17 protein-coding genes are annotated in these 18,080 nt (G+C 39.6%); 4 read left to right on the top strand and 13 right to left on the bottom strand.

From position 1 onward, the window contains the following. Positions 1-4: 4 nt before the first annotated feature. The 7 genes from AC3ANL_RS11070 to AC3ANL_RS11040 form a co-directional block, all read right to left on the bottom strand. Positions 5-904 (bottom strand): hypothetical protein, encoded by a 900-nt coding sequence (locus AC3ANL_RS11070; protein ID WP_488329261.1) that lies wholly within the window; start codon positions 902-904, stop codon positions 5-7. A 213-nt stretch (positions 905-1,117) separates the two neighbouring features. Continuing rightward, a complete protein-coding gene (locus AC3ANL_RS11065; RefSeq protein WP_488329260.1) occupies positions 1,118-1,825 on the bottom strand; it encodes a response regulator in 708 nt (235 codons plus the stop codon). Continuing rightward, positions 1,782-3,413, bottom strand: a complete 1,632-nt coding sequence (locus AC3ANL_RS11060; RefSeq protein WP_488329259.1) for an ATP-binding protein — start codon at positions 3,411-3,413, stop codon at positions 1,782-1,784. Before AC3ANL_RS11060 ends, AC3ANL_RS11065 begins: the two co-directional genes overlap by 44 nt. A gap of 72 nt (positions 3,414-3,485) precedes the next feature. Continuing rightward, positions 3,486-5,012, bottom strand: a complete 1,527-nt coding sequence (locus tag AC3ANL_RS11055; protein WP_488329258.1) for a tripartite tricarboxylate transporter permease — start codon at positions 5,010-5,012, stop codon at positions 3,486-3,488. 30 nt (positions 5,013-5,042) lie between these two features. Further along, positions 5,043-5,495, bottom strand: coding sequence for a tripartite tricarboxylate transporter TctB family protein (locus tag AC3ANL_RS11050; protein WP_488329257.1), 453 nt, complete (start codon positions 5,493-5,495; stop codon positions 5,043-5,045). A gap of 62 nt (positions 5,496-5,557) precedes the next feature. Further along, positions 5,558-6,583, bottom strand: a complete 1,026-nt coding sequence (locus AC3ANL_RS11045) for a Bug family tripartite tricarboxylate transporter substrate binding protein (protein ID WP_488329705.1) — start codon at positions 6,581-6,583, stop codon at positions 5,558-5,560. A 187-nt stretch (positions 6,584-6,770) separates the two neighbouring features. Further along, on the bottom strand, positions 6,771-7,799 hold the full coding sequence (locus AC3ANL_RS11040) for a threonine aldolase family protein (protein WP_488329256.1): 1,029 nt from the start codon (positions 7,797-7,799) through the stop codon (positions 6,771-6,773). A gap of 233 nt (positions 7,800-8,032) precedes the next feature. Between AC3ANL_RS11040 and AC3ANL_RS11035 the strand changes: the two genes are divergently transcribed. Next, on the top strand, positions 8,033-8,791 hold the full coding sequence (locus AC3ANL_RS11035; RefSeq protein ID WP_488329255.1) for a YhcN/YlaJ family sporulation lipoprotein: 759 nt from the start codon (positions 8,033-8,035) through the stop codon (positions 8,789-8,791). A gap of 295 nt (positions 8,792-9,086) precedes the next feature. Here AC3ANL_RS11035 and AC3ANL_RS11030 read toward each other — a convergent pair whose 3' ends face one another. The 4 genes from AC3ANL_RS11030 to AC3ANL_RS11015 all read right to left on the bottom strand — a co-directional run bounded on the left by AC3ANL_RS11030 (position 9,087) and on the right by AC3ANL_RS11015 (position 12,848). Continuing rightward, on the bottom strand, positions 9,087-10,085 hold the full coding sequence (locus tag AC3ANL_RS11030) for a glycerophosphodiester phosphodiesterase family protein (protein ID WP_488329254.1): 999 nt from the start codon (positions 10,083-10,085) through the stop codon (positions 9,087-9,089). A 124-nt stretch (positions 10,086-10,209) separates the two neighbouring features. Beyond that, the gene (locus tag AC3ANL_RS11025; RefSeq protein ID WP_488329253.1) at positions 10,210-10,677 is read right to left on the bottom strand and encodes an SRPBCC family protein; all 468 of its coding nucleotides are present in this window, start codon (positions 10,675-10,677) and stop codon (positions 10,210-10,212) included. A 341-nt stretch (positions 10,678-11,018) separates the two neighbouring features. Beyond that, positions 11,019-12,461 carry an amino acid permease gene (locus AC3ANL_RS11020; protein WP_488329252.1) on the bottom strand — a complete coding sequence of 481 codons (1,443 nt, stop codon included), beginning with the start codon at positions 12,459-12,461 and terminating at the stop codon, positions 11,019-11,021. A 219-nt stretch (positions 12,462-12,680) separates the two neighbouring features. Beyond that, positions 12,681-12,848: a Fur-regulated basic protein FbpA gene (locus AC3ANL_RS11015; RefSeq protein WP_488329251.1), complete on the bottom strand. Its 168-nt coding sequence runs from the start codon at positions 12,846-12,848 to the stop codon at positions 12,681-12,683. A 367-nt stretch (positions 12,849-13,215) separates the two neighbouring features. Between AC3ANL_RS11015 and AC3ANL_RS11010 the strand changes: the two genes are divergently transcribed. Together AC3ANL_RS11010 and AC3ANL_RS11005 are read left to right on the top strand one after the other, a co-directional pair. Then, positions 13,216-14,331 carry a C40 family peptidase gene (locus tag AC3ANL_RS11010; protein ID WP_488329250.1) on the top strand — a complete coding sequence of 372 codons (1,116 nt, stop codon included), beginning with the start codon at positions 13,216-13,218 and terminating at the stop codon, positions 14,329-14,331. 102 nt (positions 14,332-14,433) lie between these two features. Next, positions 14,434-15,252, top strand: a complete 819-nt coding sequence (locus AC3ANL_RS11005; RefSeq protein ID WP_488329249.1) for a GDSL-type esterase/lipase family protein — start codon at positions 14,434-14,436, stop codon at positions 15,250-15,252. 65 nt (positions 15,253-15,317) lie between these two features. On the opposite strand, the gene AC3ANL_RS11000 is transcribed toward AC3ANL_RS11005, so the two are convergent. Further along, positions 15,318-15,881 carry a DUF2062 domain-containing protein gene (locus AC3ANL_RS11000; protein WP_488329248.1) on the bottom strand — a complete coding sequence of 188 codons (564 nt, stop codon included), beginning with the start codon at positions 15,879-15,881 and terminating at the stop codon, positions 15,318-15,320. Between the two features lie 290 nt (positions 15,882-16,171). On the opposite strand from AC3ANL_RS11000, the gene AC3ANL_RS10995 reads away from it, so the two are divergent. Then, positions 16,172-17,164, top strand: coding sequence for an NADPH:quinone oxidoreductase family protein (locus AC3ANL_RS10995; protein WP_488329247.1), 993 nt, complete (start codon positions 16,172-16,174; stop codon positions 17,162-17,164). 47 nt (positions 17,165-17,211) lie between these two features. On the opposite strand, the gene AC3ANL_RS10990 is transcribed toward AC3ANL_RS10995, so the two are convergent. Further along, entirely contained in the window at positions 17,212-18,018 is an 807-nt protein-coding gene (locus AC3ANL_RS10990) for a rhamnogalacturonan acetylesterase (RefSeq protein ID WP_488329246.1), read from the bottom strand. Positions 18,019-18,080 lie beyond the last annotated feature (62 nt).

Below are 18,080 nucleotides of genomic sequence, written 5' to 3'. Positions count from 1 at the left end.
CAAATTAATCTTCATGTCCTTCATGCTTATCTTGTACGTTGACAACCTTTTTGCCTGTCAAATCAACGTTTGTTACCTGTGCTTTATTTAACTGATCGAATTTATTGGTAAGCGTTAAGACAAGGTCATGATGTGTTCCATTTACATCTTCACCAGAAACATAAATAGTTGCTTCTTGGCCAATTAAGTATTCACTTTGATCCACTACGCCTGTTAAGACAACACGGGATACGTTTATGTTATTTTTCAATTGTGGTAGCTGCGGTTTTAAGTCAGATAACTGTAAAGAGCCAAATTCTGCTTTTTCCGCATGATCGTTTTGTTGGTCGATATTTTTAAGGAAGAAAGACACAACAGCTTGCCCAACGGCAGGTATTTGATTTTTTGAAAGATCAAGCTGCAATTCTGTGTTCCCATTGGCACTATCTTTCGTGGTAATCTTATCCTGATAATTTTTGGTTACAGCGTCAAAGATCGCCTCTATATCTTTTTGCATTTGCGGTGAAACCTTTTCATCTTTATGCTCTTTTTCGTTTAAATCCTTCTTATCTCCGTTTTCTTGTTTCACATAGTAGCTATCATCTTTACTGCTCTTCACAACCGTCTGATCGGCTTTAGAAAAATAATCTACTTTTGTCGTTGTCCCACCATTTGTAACATTAACGGTGCTATTTCCTGATTCATCCTTCACATTTGCTGTGTTCAAGGAATCAACCTGGTAAATCTCCTTACCGTTATCTGTTAATGACGCGGTAGTATGTGCCGTAAAACTGTTAATGGTTTGCGTCTTTTTAACAGCCGTTTTGAACAGATCATACCCCGATGTGGACGCAGATGCCGACAAAACACCTCCTGCCATTAATAATCCACTGATGCCGGCAGCAACAAGCACTTTCTTCTTCATTGTCGTTCCTCCTTCAATTTAGTGATTGGTACAATGATCATCATAGACAAACAGCCTTAACAGCCTATTAATGAAATATTAAAAATTTCTTAAATCTATCTTTTGTGACAAGAACAGGACAATGGATTCACTTCATCTTAGTTATCAACCCATTTCCTAAATACAGTCAAAAAAATAGACACCAGGATCGTTTCCTGGCGCCCGTTTTTCTCATTATCTAGTCACTATATAAACCCGCTCTGGACGACCGACAGTGCCATATGCAAGGTCTGCTGCTATTTTTTCTTCCGAGACAAGGTGCTCTAAGTACCGTCTTGCGGTGGTTCTGCTGGCACCAATTTCTTTGGCAACGAGTTCAGCCGTTAAGCCGCGTCCTTCTCGGTCTAGAACCTCCAATACCTTCTCTAGTGTCAGTGGGTCAATTCCTTTCGGCAGGTAGGCCTTTTCATTTGTTATACCCTCTATTTCCTTTCGCAACAACTTGTCCACCTGCTGCTGGGTGACATGGAGATTTTCTTTTTCTAATTGTCCCAGTTTGGAATGAAAATCCTTAAATCTTAATAATGCTTGTTTGAACCGTTCAAACACGACAGGTTTAATGATGTAATCAAATACACCAATACTGATTGCTTCTTGTACTTTATGAATCTCTTTTGTCGCTGTAATCATGATCACATTCATTTGTTTCGGAGACTGCTTTAGTTCTTTCAATAAATCGAGTCCGTTCATATCTGGGAAAAACACATCCAGCAGCAGTAAGTCCGGCTGCATGATGTCGATTAAGGCTTTGGCCTCCCGATAACTTGCGGCAATCCCCACTGTTTGAAAACCTTCAATCTGCTCGATAAATCGTTTTTGGATTTCAGCAACTCTTAAATCATCCTCTATAATTAATACTTCGATCACTTGATTCCCCGTCATTCAAATTCCCCCTGCTTTTTGGTATCGCCACAGTGAAAATTGTCCCTTCACTATAATTGGAAGAAAACGTAATCGATCCACCTAAATCATGAATGGCTTTTTGTACGATGCTTAAACCGATTCCTGCATTACTGATGGTGCTCTTTGTGGTAAAACCTGCATTGAAGATCAATTCGCTTTTACTTGCCTCTATACCTTTTCCGTTATCTTCCACTTCAATAATCAACTCTTTCCCAAGATCGGTTAGGAACAGGGAGACCTTTTTTTCTACCCTTTCATTTTCTCGAACGGCGTCAAAGGCATTATTCACCAGGTTGCCAATAATCGTAACTAACGAGTCCCGGCTGATTTCAGGCGGCAGATCGGCAAAACTGCTTTCCCTATCAACCGTAAATTGGATTTTCATTTCGCTTGCTAAACTCACTTTTCCTAAAATAAATCCAGCAATGATGGGATCTGGCACTTCTCTCATTAAAAATTGGATGAACCCTTGGGTCACATCTACTTCCTTGGCGATAAAATCAATTGCTTCCTTATAGGATCCAAGCTGGATGAGACCAAGTAACGTATAAAGTCGATTGGAATATTCATGCGTTTGGGCCCGTAATCCTTCCGCATAGGCTTTTACATGAGACAACTCCTGTAGAAGATTAGCAAGCTCCGACTTATTACGAAAGCTGGCAACAGCCCCGACAACCTCTTTCTTATTATTAAAAATAGGAATGTGATTGGCTAAATAGACATCACCCAAAATGATGATTTCCTGGTCATATTCAGCTTGTCCCGTTTGGATGACTTCGAGTAGATGCGTATTTTCCAGCACCTCTTCGATTCTTTTTCCCCTTAATAGTGTTTGAATGGGAACCTTCAAAATATTATGAGCGGTTTCATTGACAACGGTAATCCGACCATGCGGATCAATCGCGATTATTCCCTCATGGATCGACTCAAGAATCGCATGCTTCTCCAGGTACATCCGGGCTATTTCTTTGGGCTCCAATCCCAAAATGGCTCTTTTAATATTTAGGGAGATCAATAGTGCTGCGAGTAAACTAGCGATTAAAATAATTAATGTCGCGACAAAAATTTTCCGCTGAATCTTTGCTACTTCTTTTTGAATATCCGTTTGCAGATAACCAACTGAAACCACGCCAATGACCTTTTCCTCATTAAAAATAGGTGCCTTTCCCCTAAGAGAAGGACCTAATGTCCCAATGGATTCTGAGATAACCGATTCACCTTTAAACACACGTCCGTTGTCACCCCCAACCATTTTCTGACCTAACCGCTTAGGATTGGGATGTGAGTAACGAATTTCATCGCGGTTACCGATGACGATAAATTCTGCCCCGACCTGGTTGCGAATTTTTTCAACAAGTGGCTGAATAATGACAGAGGGATTTTCTGTTTTAAAAGCAGATTGGATCTCTGGCATATTAGAAATGGATTGGGCAACCGCTAAGGCTTTCGTACCGATTTCATGCTTAAGGTTGGATTCCATTATATTTTTAAATGTAAATTCTATAATCGCTCCCATGATAATAATAAGTACAGAGATTCCCAGCATTAACTTTGTATGTAAACGCATCCAAACACCTCTTCTCTATCATATAAAAAAAAACTCCTCTTAAAAAGGAGTTTTTTCATAATTGTCAGTTTTTTATCCTTCCACATTGATGATGACCTCTTTCCCTCTTCGTTTCAATACGAAGGGAATGAGGAGCCATAAAGCCGTAATCACGAGAAAGACTAGTGAAATCGGGCGGGTAAAAAAGACACCATAATCTCCATTTGAAATGGTCAAGGCTCTTCTCAAGTTATTCTCAATCATCGGCCCAAGGACAAGCCCGAGAACAAGCGGAGCAATCGGGTAATCATGTTTATTCAAGAAATAGCCAACGACACCGCAGCCTAATAATAGCAAAAGATCGTTGGTGGATACTTGTACGGCATAGACACCAAAAATAGAGATAGCAATAATCATTGGGATCAGATATTTTTTCGGTGTTTGAATAATTTTTGCAAATACCTTCACAAGCGGCAAATTCAAAATTAATAGCATAATGTTTCCGATAAACATACTCGCAATCAGTCCCCATGCTACCTGCGGGTGGTCTTCAAATAATAACGGACCTGGCTGTACATTATACATCATTAAAGCCCCCATTAGGATGGCCGTGGTGCCAGAGCCCGGTATTCCCAATGTTAACAAGGGAATCATTGCACCACCGGACGCTGCATTATTGGCTGATTCAGGTGCGGCCACTCCGGCAATCGTTCCTGTGCCAAATTTCGCTGGGTTTTTAGAGATCTTTTTTTCAAGGATATAAGAAAAGAAGGAGGCAAGTGTCGCCCCTGCTCCAGGCAAAATGCCGACAAAAAAACCTAAGATGCTGCCGCGGGCAATCGGTCCTGCTGATTCTTTCAATTCACTCTTTGAAGGAAGTAAATTATTGATTTTCGCAATTTCTACGTCTTCCTCTTCTTTTTCTAATATGGTCTTGAACACCTCACCAAGGGCAAATAGCCCCACGGCAATCGTTAAGAACTCAATTCCCTGGTACAGCCAAGGAACATCAAAGGTAAATCTCGCAATTCCCGAAACACTGTCGATACCAATCGTACCTAATAATAACCCGCAAACCGTCATAATTAACGCCTTTGTGACCGATTTTCCTGCTAAACCACTAACAGCCCCCAGGCCCAATAGCATTAATGAAAAATATTCTGCCGGGCCAAATTTCAGCGCGACATTTGATAATGGTTTTGCTAGCGCGATTAAGGCAATCAATGTTACAATCCCGGCAACAAATGAACCAATCGCTGCAATCGAAAGCGCGCTGCCGGCTCTCCCTTTTTTGGCCATCTGATAGCCGTCCAATGTCGTCACAACTGAAGAAGATTCACCAGGTGTATTTAATAGGATCGACGTGGTCGATCCCCCATACATGGCTCCGTAGTAAACTCCGGCTAAGAGAATGATCGCACTGGTAGCTGCTTGTTCCGGTGGAAGCCCGCCCGTAATCGAAGCTGTTACGGGAATGAGCAGCGCTACCCCGCTCATTGGACCAATTCCCGGCAAAACACCAACAGCAGTCCCGATTAACACCCCAACAAAAGCAAAAATGATATTATACCAAATAAGTGCTGTACCAAAACCGTGGACCAAATACTCAAGTGTACTCATATGATTACCTCCTCTCTTTCTTTTCCTTTTTTAAAACCAAATTGGCCAGCCTGGAAGTGTCCCTTTTAATACCTCTACAAATAGAATATAAATAATTCCTGAAAAACTAGCAGAGATAATCAGGGAGGAAATCCACTTTGATCTTTCCATCGTTTGAAAGCATACAAATAAAAACAGGAAAGTAGTAATCACATAGCCGACTGATTCTAATGTTAAAATATAAAGCAATGTTGCGACAAGGATGATCAAGAAAGGTTTGTATTGTAAGGATTCTTTCGGTCCCTTCGTATCACTGCTGATAAATGTTTCGTAAAACAACCGAATACTTAATAAAACGAGTAGTATTCCAAGAACGAATGGAAATATATCTGGTCCGACCACACTTCCATAAGATGAGCTTGATAGATGCCTGCTGCCTATAATAAAAAGCACTCCAACCGCTAAAAACGCTATTGAGGCAACACGATCAAATTTTAATTCCATTGGTACGCCCCCTCCTGAGAAAAATAGAGGGAAGGAGAAAGTATACTCCTTCCCACTTTTTTTTACTTTTGCATGCCAAGTGCTTCTAATAATTGCTGAACTTGCTGATCCTGTTCTTCTAAGAACTTTTTAAAATCAGAACTGTTTTTGTATTCTAATTCCCAGCCTTGTGTTTCTACTTCCTTCTTCCATTCAGGCGAGTTTACTAATTTATCAATCGTTTTCTCCCAATATGTTTTTGCTTCCTTGGACATTTTTTCAGGACCAAACACTCCGCGCCAAATCGTAAATTCCGCATCAATACCTTGTTCCTTTGCTGTTGGAACATCTTTAAAATCACCTGCTAACCGTTCAGTTGCCGTCACTGCCAGAACACGAACCTTACCCGCTTTTAAAAATTCTTTCACACTTGAGGCATCCGTTCCAATTACATCAGCGTTACCGCCAAGCAGTGCGGTAATGGCTTCCCCGCCGCCATCATAGGATACGTACTTTATTTTCGTAGGATCGACACCATATTTATAAGCAGGAAGAATCGAAATCAAATGGTCCATCGACCCCGGTGCGGACCCGCCTGCAAAGGTTAGTTTGGTCGGATCTTTCTTTACTTCCTCCAATACGGATTTCAGGTCTTTAAATTTGGAATCTGCTTTTACCACGATGGCACCGAAGTCCTTTGTTAACTGTGCCAACGGCGTCGTGTTTTTGTATCCATAAGGACTATTTCCTTCTTTTTTCAAATTGTTAATAATAATGGGTGGTGAATTGACAAACAGCATATCGTTATTTTCAGCTTGCGCGGTTGCGTATTCTGCCATAAACACGGCACCGCCGCCGCCAGGCTTATTCTCAACCGTTAAGGGCTGATTGACAAGCTTTGTTTCACTCAGTACTTTTGTAAAGGAACGTGCCGTTAAATCCCAGCCCCCCCCCGCACCTGATGGAGCCACAACGGTAATCGCTTTTGTCGGATAGCCTGTGCTTTCCTCCTTCTTCACGGTGCTGCCTGTCTCTTTGCTACTGCTGCTGCACGCCCCTAAGCTTAATGCCAGTGCCCCAGCACACATTACTGCAGAAATTTTTTTCATCGAAAACATTTCATTTCCCCCTTTGTAAACGTTTTCTTAATTTTACAAAAGTTTTGTTAATTTGAAAGATTATGCATTTAAACAGCATTAAAAACTTATTAATCATTTTGTTCATATTGTTCACAGGCGTTTTTGGAAACATCAAAAAAGCGATCTCCATTATGGAAACCGCCCGTTTTTAGTGATATTATACTAGGACCTTTTTCACTCCCTCAATAAACCCTTTTACTTCTTCTTCTTTAGTCGCCCAAGAGGTCACGAGGCGGATGGCCGCGTGATCAGCATCGACCTTTTCCCAAATATGAAAAGAGTAATTCGTTTGCAATTCGGAAATAAGGACGTTCGGTAAAATTGGAAAGATTTGATTTGATGGTGAATCGGTCAAAAACCTGAAATTCGCTTTGCTTAATTCTTCTCTCAATAATCCTGCCATTTTGTTAGCATGTGATGCTAAGTCAAAGAACAAATTGTCCCGGAACAGTTCAAGAAACTGAATCCCCAAGAGTCTCCCTTTCGCTAAAAGTCCGCCTTTTTGCTTAATATGGTAGCGAAAATCCACCTTAAGCGCATCCTTACAAATAACTAAAGCTTCTCCAATCAATGCTCCATTTTTGGTTCCGCCAATATAGAAGGCATCAACAAGTTCAGGTAGATCACTCAAGGTTAGGTCATTTACTTCTGAACATAGTGCCGATCCAAGTCTTGCCCCATCCATATACAAAATGAGATTGTTTTCACGGCAGAAATCACTTAACTGCTGCAGTTCGTCCTTTTTATAAATGGAGCCAATCTCCGTCGAATTGGATATGTACACTAGCTTCGGTTTTACCATATGCTCATCAGGATGACCGTCGAGAACTGCTTTTACATGTGATGGTGTTAGTTTTCCATCCTTCGTTTCAATGGATAGTACTTTATGCCCGGTTGCCTCGATCGCCCCTGTCTCATGACCGAGGATATGGCCCGTACTTGCAGCCATGGCCGCCTCATGTGGTCTAAGAAAAGCTGAAAGAGCGGTAAGATTCGTTTGGGTCCCGCCTGATAAAAGATGAATATCTATATCCTTCCGTCCCATTCTTTCTTTTAACAATTCAATCGCTTGTAGGGTGTAACGATCTTCGCCATACCCGTCTTCCTGCACATAATTAGATTCGATTAAAGCATTCAAGATTCTAGGATGTGCCCCTTCATTGTAATCGGTCTTAAAGCTGTACATTATGTATCCCCCGTTTGATAATTTAACATTCGTCTTTATCGTAACATATCATGGGGATTATTTTAAAATAATCTTCCTGTCCGTTTAGTTTGTAGAATTTCAATTCAATCATCCTGAATTTAGACATTCCTTAAAATTTCCCATCGCAATATTTACCTGTATTCAGCATCGAATAGTCCGGCTTAAATAGGTGACATTATCTATGTACGATTAATTTAAAGGGAGTGACTTTCTTGTTGAAAAAAAGATGGGTTCCTTTCGTTTTAGCAACTACCATAATTGGTTTAACAGGCTGTGCTAACAATAATGACAATGCTAAAAATGCTCTTAATGATAGAGGCAATATGGGCGTTAATGTAAGAAACAATGCAGATAACGACCCTTATTTTAGAAATGTGAGAAACAATGTAAATAACAACATGAACATGCAGAACGTTTCCAACAAAACCTTACGCGTCTCAAATCGTGCCGGACAAAATGTTGAAAAGCTGCCACAAGTCGACCTGGCTCATGTCATTATTCGAAATAATGATGCCTATGTCGCTGTAAAATTAAACAATCCTAATACAACTGACAGGACTCGAACAGGTACGAATGTACGAAATAATAATGTAACTGCACCTGGTGCTGGTACGAGCATGAATGGGAACTATCCTAGTACTACCGGTGTCACAGGTGTAGGAAATATTGGAACAGGACCAAATGGTGCAGGAAATATTAGAACCAATTTGGGTACGACTGGTGTCCGTGATACTGGAATCAATGGCGGTACTACTGGAAATGTTAATTATAAGAAAGCCTCCACAGACCTTGATAAAGAAATTGATAAACAAGTCCGTGCAGCTGACAACAAAATTGACGATGTGTATATTTCTTATGATTCCAATTTCTTCAACCAAATGAACACTTTTTCCAACGATCTTCGTAACGGGCGAAATCGAGATGGATTATGGAATGACTTTACGAACACAGTTAATAATATTTTTAGGTAGATTTTAGCACCAATCTCTTTTGGAAAAAAAGCACTGCAGTTTCGTTCATTGAAATTGCAGTGCTTTGATTGGTTAGGGAAGTTTACATAATATAGTTATGGTTACTATCACTCGGTTTCATTTACTCTAAGAGCATTCTTTTTCTTTATTAGGTCAATGAAACCTTCTTTCATGAACCGGATACGCTTATTTTCTCACCTTGATGGCTTGGAGGGCAATGAAATGCTCGTTCATGGACCGTGCGACACCGATTTTTCTCCTTGAGGTCAATGAAACGAATGTTAATAAAATTTTCCTATTCATCCTCATGATCTTTTGAATTCCCCTTATGGATCGGGGCAATCCTATCGATCCGATTCGTCCAAATTCCACCCGTATAGTTCGATGGCAATCGTTTCAGATCTTCTGCGGAATCAAATCCTTCGGACCATCCACCATCTCCTGCCACTAAAATTACACGAGTGTTTACAGAATCCATCCGATTTAAAAACTTATTCGGCCAGCCCCACAGGTATGGTGCATATTTTTCGGGGATATGTAATTGAGTGTCCTCACATGCAGCCGGTATATATCCGGACCAACCAGTTCCTAAATATGGGAGTAAGCAACTCTTTAGAGTAGCCTTTGACATCACTCTTAGATCAGGAATCTGTTCCTTTAATGTTTGAATTGGCTGATCATCTCCGTAAACAGTCAACTGGCTGCGACGCTTTTCAGGAAGCTTTGAAAGGGAACGGGCAAGCATGATTCCCTCATTTGTGTCATTACTTTTTATATGAATTAATAAAGTGTCTTTTGAGAAATGGGTTAAGACTTCATCTAATGAAGGCATCAGACCGACTCCCTTCCCTCGAAATGGAAAGGTTTTTCCGTGATCTACCGTGTAGCCGTAGCCAATATCGACCTTTTTTAATTCTGACATTGTGTATTCCTTGGTTGATCCTTTAACATTTGTTCGACATTCAAGGGTTCCATCATGAAAAACAGCAAATTGACCATCCTTTGTCGGTTGAATATCCAGCTCGACCATATCAGCGCCAGCCGCAAAGGCCGCTTCCATTGACGGAAGTGTATTTTCTAAATAAGGATGCTCAGGTTTAAAAATACGTTCAGCTGTACAAGTATCCCACGCTATTCCCTCCATTGTAAAAGTTTGCCCCATCCCACGGTGAGCTAGCAAGAAAGGATCACCGTTCCGGTCTTTTGCCAAAAGAGAAGTATTATTTAGAAATATTAATACGATTATGAAAAGAATAAATAGGCCAAGTCTTTTTAATCTTTTTCTAACTTTCACTTTTTCCTCCAATATGAGCTTTTATCTTCATATTAAAGGAATTAAACATAAAAGTGAATGAAATATAACTTAAAAAGAGCGATAAAAATTGCTCTTTTTTATTGGCTGTTATCCGTTTTACATTTTATCTGCTGCCTCGTTTTATCTCATAAATCCGCCGTTTCATTTCTTTTTCAACCTTTTGAAAAAAAGTTTCTAAACCCTTGGCTGCTCCTGAATCTAATAGGCGCTGCCCTGCCAATGCTAGGGCACCTTCAACACGTGCATCAGCCCTGCACGTTAACTTGGATCCACCATGTACTTCTTTTATTACTATATCGGCGTTTCCACCTATTTCTCCCACATTTCCGTTCCCTTTGACTTGGAGGTGGTAAACTGAAGTAGGTTTCCTTTCAACAAAGCGAATTTCCAGTGTAAAAACGTCTTGGATTGGTCCGATTTTGAGCTCAATTTCAGCCTTGTACTTGCCTTGTGAAGTTTCCTTCAACGACCTGCATCCCGGAAGAGCATTTTTAAGGACTTTTTCGTCCTTTATATATTTCCAGACGATATTCCGTGGCAAACTGAAGTGATAAGCATATTCAATGATCAATGGTTCTCCTCCATTCGAGATCAGTTTAGAAAAATGAGGCGTAAACTTACCGGATTCCGATGCGATTTGTTTTTATTTATAATTATTCAAAATCCCTTTAAGTTGTTAAAATAGAATTTAGATTAGCGAGCCGTAGTCCATTTTAAATAGTAGAAGAAGGCAAAAAAAGTAAATCACCAAAAAAAGGCACTCCGTTGTGAGTACCTTTTTGGTGATTCTACAAAACTCAAATTTTAATTTGTTTTTGCTGATAAAACCTTTGCATTCCCTGATAAAAAGTAGAATTAGAAATAGAACCAAGAAATCCGCTGATTAGCTGTACCTTCACACTAAGTATTCGTCTATTTACGATCCTCATTCTCAGCATCTTTTCCAGTTAGTTCACTTGAAAATTCGGTTATTAATTGGGGTTGAAACTTCTTTGCTTGGACCTCAGCTTTCAAGTTTATCTTTTCGTGCGAACTGGTTTGGGATCTCATTACGAAATAAATGAGCGAGAATGCCGCTACCATCACAATCCCAGCTACTAGACCTGTCCCCTGTCCAGGAATAAATGGCATACTCACCAGAACTACAATCAAGCTGATTAAGGCTAGGTAAGATGTATATGGAAACCCAGGGATTTGGCATATTCCCTCAGGAGGACAGCCTGCTCTTTTACGAAAACGGATATGACTGGCCATTATGATGGCATAGGTAAAAATCAATGCGAAACCACCGGTACTAATTAAAACTAAATACACCCGTGGAAATAAGAGACCAAAACCTAAGCCAGCGAGCATGGCGAAACCTGAAAATAAAATACCTCGATAAGGGACGTCTTTTTGATCCTTTAACCACTTGGGTGCATGTCCTTCATCTGTTAGGGATCTAATCATTCTGCCTAATCCAAAGATCGCTGCCAGCATGGCAGAAAGGATTGCGGATATTAATACCACATTAATCGCCGTCCCAGCCCACCCGATCCCCCATCGATCAAGAGATGCGACCATCGGGCTAACCGTTTCATTTAGAGAGTCTGTAGGAATGAGGGGCAGGAGGACCGCTGCATAAATGATATACAAGCCTACAAGCGAAAATACCGTATAACGGATTGCTTTAGGAATGGTTTCACGAGGGTTATCCGCTTCTGATGCAGCAAGCCCGATAATTTCAAAACCGGCATATGCAAATATGACGAGTAACATACTTCCAGCAATACCTTTGATTCCTCCTGGCATTAATGACTCCCTTGCTAATTCCCCTGTCCCAATCGGTGCTGCTCCAGGAAGGACGCCAAAAATTAATACGATTGCAGTAATAATAAAAAAGACAATAGCGAAAATCTTCACTCCAGATAGACCACTTTCAAGCTTTCCAAGCTTGTCAGCTCCTAATAGGTTTAACAATGTAACACCTATAATAATAAAGCTGCCAAATAAGGCGATGGATACATGTGGAAACCATTCTCGGAGTAAGATGGATATGGCTGTGGCTTCACTTGACATCGATAGAACGGTTCCTGTCCAGTATAGCCACCCAACAACGAATCCTGCACCTGGACCAATTTCTCTTGCGGCAAAATTACTAAAGGAGCCGACAGTAGGATTAGCTACAGTCATCTCGGACAAAGCATAAAGGATAATATAAACAAGGACTCCCGCCAAAATATAGGACAATAAAATTGAAGGTCCTGCTGCATGAATAGCAACGGAAGAACCAAGAAAAAAGGAACCTCCGATTACACTCCCTAAGGCCATCATGGTGAGCTGCCACGCGGACAGGCCTTTTCGTTTTTTCTCCATTAAACTTTTTCTCCCATACTGTAAATTTTGTAATGTCAACGTTATTATTTACTCTGCTTGCCAAAAAGATTCTAGAAGAAAAAATTCGAAAATAGCAATTAATGTTCAGAAACTAGAAAAAGCCGCTCAAATGTGAGCGGCTTTTAGCTGTTTTAAGTATTGGTTGGTTAATCAGTTAACTATGCGAAAATGACGTTTAAGTTTAAAGGTGATGGAACCTCATGTAGCTAATTCATTTTCTTCATTGTCTTGAAATTCCTTTTCTAAATCACACAATGTCATTTCATATAGGTGCTTATTTTTAATTTTATAAACTCCTGATTTGATTAGTTCATCAATCAACACTTTTCTTTTTTCTTGGACAGCTTCCTGAAGTAGATCGCTCACCCGAGAAACCTCCATTCCTTGACTAAATATATATACCCAATATTCATTATAAATAGTCCTATTTTAAAATATTGTCGAACCAACGGATTGAAATAAATTGTTAGCATATTTTAATCAATGCAACAATTTTGTTAGGGACAAAATGTTTTTGTGCGATAGTTAATAGTATTGTTTCCTTAGATATTTTTATCAAAAATTTTTTGAGTTAATTGGATTATGTCTAATTTCTTAAAAATCCTATGTTATCAAACTGTAATACTCTTATAACACAGCTGACAGAATGATTTGCTACAATATCAATACATTGAATAGAGTGAATATTATGAAAAACTAAAAAATTATTAAATAAAGAAAGTAGTGGTGTTTGGTGATCAGAAAGATACTCATCCTTTTTTGTTTATTCTTCATGCTAGCAGCAACAGGATTTAATTTTTCTATACATACGGTTCAAGCAGATTCAGTCAATGACTTACATAATCAACAAGATTTAACCCCAACCCAACAATCTACCCTTCTAACTAATCAACTAACAGCAGAACCACAAGTGCCAAATTATCTCGGTCATTCATTAAACATAAATAACCAAATAAAACAAGTTTCTCTAGCTATGCAAGAAAATCAACAGGCAATCCACATAGCCGAGATTAATAGTAATCAATTGAAATCAGAAGTTGATCAACTGGAAAAAGAGACACAGATTTTAAAAGACAGCATCGATAAACGAACGACTGTATTAAAAGATCGTGCCCTTGCTTATCAGCACAGCAACAAAAATATTACTTATCTGGAAGTTTTGCTCGGTGCAACCAGTTTGAGTGACTTTGTGAACCGCGTCGGTGCCATTGCTGAGATAGCCGAAGCCGACAAAACGATTTTGGAACAGCAAGAAAATGAGCAACAGGAATACTCAAAAAAGAAAGCATCCATTGAAAAACATTTATTGAACCTTAATGACCTAAAACGTGATCTAGCGATCAAGCAGGCACATTTAGAAAAACAACAAACAGAATTCAAGGAATTAGATAAAAAGATCAAACTAGAATCAGTGGAAAAAGACGATGCTTCATTCTCCAGCATAGCTGCTTCCAATTTCGACAAGGCATCCATACGTACAGTCATTCATGCAGGCAATAAGTATATTGGGAACTCTGTTTATGTATTTGGCGGTGGAAGAAATAACTATGATGTCACCCACGGAAGGTTTGACTGCTCAGGCTTTGTGCATTGGGCATTTGCTCAAGCCGGAATTGAAATTGGGCGCAATACCGAGGCCATAAAAAAAGATGGCAAGCAAGTTTCTGCTGCTGAAATGCAGCCCGGGGATCTAGTTTTCTTTGACACGTATAAAAGGGATGGACATGTAGGCATCTATATTGGAGAAGGCAAATTCATTGGATCGCAAAGCTCTACCGGTGTTGCCATTGCGGACATGACAAAAGGGTATTGGAAAAATGCATTTAAAGGGCGGGTCATTCGAATTTAAGAGAATCTACTTTTTTCATAAATACCTGTATGATTGGAAATCAACTCCTACATATTTCTCCAATTAACCTTGATATAATGGAAAATATCAGGAGTGAAGAGTATGAAATATATTAAATATCTTTTTATTTTGGTGTTGATCATTGGATTTGGTACTGCTGCATGGGTTTATTATCCTCATTACCAACTATACCAGATGAAAAAACACACGGTTAAAGCGAGCCCGAATACTAATAAAGTGTCTTATCTCAATTATTTTCGAAATTCAAAAGCAGAAACGATTCATCATTTAGCCTTAGGTGACTCAATTATTCGTGGAGTTGGGGCTGGGGAGACAGAGAATTTTGTCTCACAATTTTCCATCAAGCTAGGTGCACAATCTGCTAAAAAAGTGGAGCTTGAAAATCAAGGGATTATTGGCATTACAAGTAGCGAATTAAATGAACTCATTCAGGAAGGACGTTTTGACGATTCTATCAAACAAGCGGATATTGTCACCATTAATGTAGGCGGAAATGATATCCTCAGCACAGCTAAAGGGGTAGATTTTCAAACGGTATTTCAGACCTACGATCAATTGCAATCCAACTTTACGAAGAACCTCTCAGACATTACAGCCAAAGTATCGATGTTAAATCCTAAGGCGACGATTGTTTTACTGGAATTGTATAATCCCCTTTCGCCCGAGGATCAATTATATTCGATTGCGGATAAAATGCTGCCAAAATGGAACTTGAATATTTATGAGGTCGCTAACAGTTTACCTGCGTCGATGGTCATTGAAACGACGAAGGTCATTAATGGGGATCATTTGCAAAACTTATCACCCGATGGTGTCCATCCTAATTCTGCCGGCTACACTGCCATATCGGAGCAAATGATTTTTCAATTTAAGCATCAATATAGAAAAAACTCAGTTTAAAACCAAGGAACTCATTCGTTTTAACTGAGTTTTTTGTAAGTCTAATCGTGCGAACGTTTACAAATTTAAATATAATTTTTATTTATACTATTTATACGGATTTCATTTTTACGGCGTCTTCTTTTTAGTCGATTGGTTCTTTCTTTTTCGTATAAATAATGAACGACAAAGTAAGATATGATGCTAAGAAGAATACCAAAAATAGTCATTCCTATTAAAGCATGGAAACCACCATGGATAATCCCGACAAGACTATGGAAATCACCATGCAGTAAGCCTTTAAAAGAAAAGGATGTATTATGACCGATTCTGACTTTCATTGGAAAGATAAGTTTTCCGATTTTTCTCGCAAATGGAAGTAGAATTACAGGGAGAAGAGATAATTTTCCAATAACATTTCCAATTATCGAAGCCGGTAAAGACCCTTTAGCTACCTTCACAATCGGAACAAACAATATATAGATAAGGGATGCTGAGGAAATCACCAGCATTTCCATGCCAAAGCCAAGCGCAAAACCCAATGATACCTTTTTAGCTCCTCCGGGGGAACGCAGAAGTTTCAAAAAGTTTAACTTAAAAGCACGTCCAAGCCGTTGAAAAAAATTATATTTATTTAGTTTTATGCTCATAAGTTAACCCCCAAGTAAATAATGCATTATACCTTAATTATATTCCAAATATGTTTAATTAACCAGTGAACTTCATCGAGATATGCTAGTTAATTTTTGCTAAAAAGCTATTGTGAAAGTTCTTCCACTTGTTGCTATCTTTAAACTTGATTTATGCATTTTCTCCCTTAACTAGCTATTTCGGATTATTTTCACAAAATGAGCAGTTTGCATGTAGAAAATAGTGTTAAACTAGATTTATTATTTAGTTTAGTTATATAAATTTATGAAAATCCAAAGGAGTTAGATCCATGACGCAATCGTTTAATGCACTTGTAGTGAATAAGCAGGATGAGCACTTTTCTGTTGAAGTTCAAAAGCTAACACTTTCCGATTTACCAGAAGGCGAAGTGTTAATTCGGGTCAACTACTCGAGTATTAATTATAAAGATAGTCTTGCCAGTATCCCTAATGGCAACATCGTTAACACCTATCCATTTGTTCCGGGCATTGATTTAGCCGGTGTCGTAGTTTCGTCAGCAGACGACCGCTATCAGGAAGGTGACGAGGTCATTGCCACCAGCTATGAAATCGGGGTATCCCATTTCGGAGGTTACAGCGAGTTTGCCCGTATTCCAGCAAAATGGATTGTTCCACTGCCGAAAGGGTTAACATTAAAAGAAGCAATGATTATCGGTACGGCCGGCTTTACTGCAGCATTATCCATTCAACGCCTTGTAGAAAATAATGTATCCCCTGAAAAAGGTAAAGTGCTTGTAACCGGAGCAACTGGAGGAGTTGGCAGCTTTGCTGTCTCCATTCTCTCTACACTCGGCTTTACCGTTGAAGCAAGTACAGGCAAAGAATCTGAGCATGAATACTTGAAAAAGCTCGGTGCCGCTGCCATTGTGTCACGTGAGGAAGTATATGATGGAAAAATTAGAGCATTAGGCAAACAAAAGTGGGCAGCAGCCGTCGATCCGGTTGGCGGTGAACCACTTGCCTCCCTATTAAGCCAAATACATTATGGAGGCTCAGTAGCTGCCAGTGGACTAACCGCCGGGACAAAGCTGCCAACATCGGTATTCCCATTCATCCTAAGAGGCGTAAATTTATTAGGCATTGACTCAGTTTACTGTCCAATGGAGACTCGATTGAAAATTTGGGACAGGTTAGCTGCCGATTTCAAGCCTGCAAATTTAGAAGCACTTATTCAAGAAGAGGTCAAACTAGCGCAATTGCCTGACGTCCTCCCTACCTTACTTAAAGGACAAGCACGAGGAAGAATCATCGTTAAAATATAATAGTAAGGGACTGCTCATCAGTATCGATGGGCAGTCCCCTTTTTATTTTAGCGATGTTTTTTTAAAATATGTTCTTTAAGCGGTAGATTAAGTTCGTCGATTCCCTCAATCACCAATTTTGCCATCTCTTTGGCACCCTTCTTCTGAAAATGAGTACTGTCCATTACTCCATTAGGATAATTGCGAGCTTCCCCAGCTTTCAGCCACAGGAACAGGTTCCTTGTTTTGTCTGGCCCGAGCTGCTTGAACCTTTTCTCACTTTTTGCAGCCAAATCAATGACTGGAACATGTTTCTCCTTGGCCAGCTCTTTCATGGCTGCAGGATAACCGCCATGTGTTTGCAATGCTTTGCCATCCTCTGTAAAACGGTATCTTTCCACAGGTGTAACCAAGATAGGGATCGCCCCTTTTTCTCTTGCCCCATCAATATACTGAGTTAAGTATTGTTTATAAGTTGTAGAAGGGTTCGTATACCTCTTCGGGTCTAGTATTTTTTCATCATTGTGCCCGAATTGAATAAACAGGTAATCGCCCTTGTTAATCGTTGAAAGGATCCTTTTCAATCTGCCTTCTTCTATAAAGCTTTTCGAACTTCTCCCCCGCTTGGCTTCATTGATCACCATAATTCGTTTATCAAACATATGTGTAAGCTCCTGTCCCCAGCCTGAACGGGGTGACAAAGATTTCGGGTAATTAGAAACGGTTGAGTCCCCTGCCAGATAAATCGTAATATGTTGACCATTAGTACTCTTGGATGAGACTCCAGTTGCATGAAAACCATTAAACAAAATTAACCCCAATAATATAACAAACGAACCAAATAATAAAATCTTCTTTCGTAATCCTTTTCCCAATCTATTTATCCCCCAATGTAATCACTTCGATGGTAAACCTTAGTATTTATTTATCATAATAC

It is taken from the genome of Neobacillus sp. DHD-1R (genome assembly GCF_057747995.1).
This window is presented reverse-complemented; position numbering and strand designations above follow the sequence as displayed.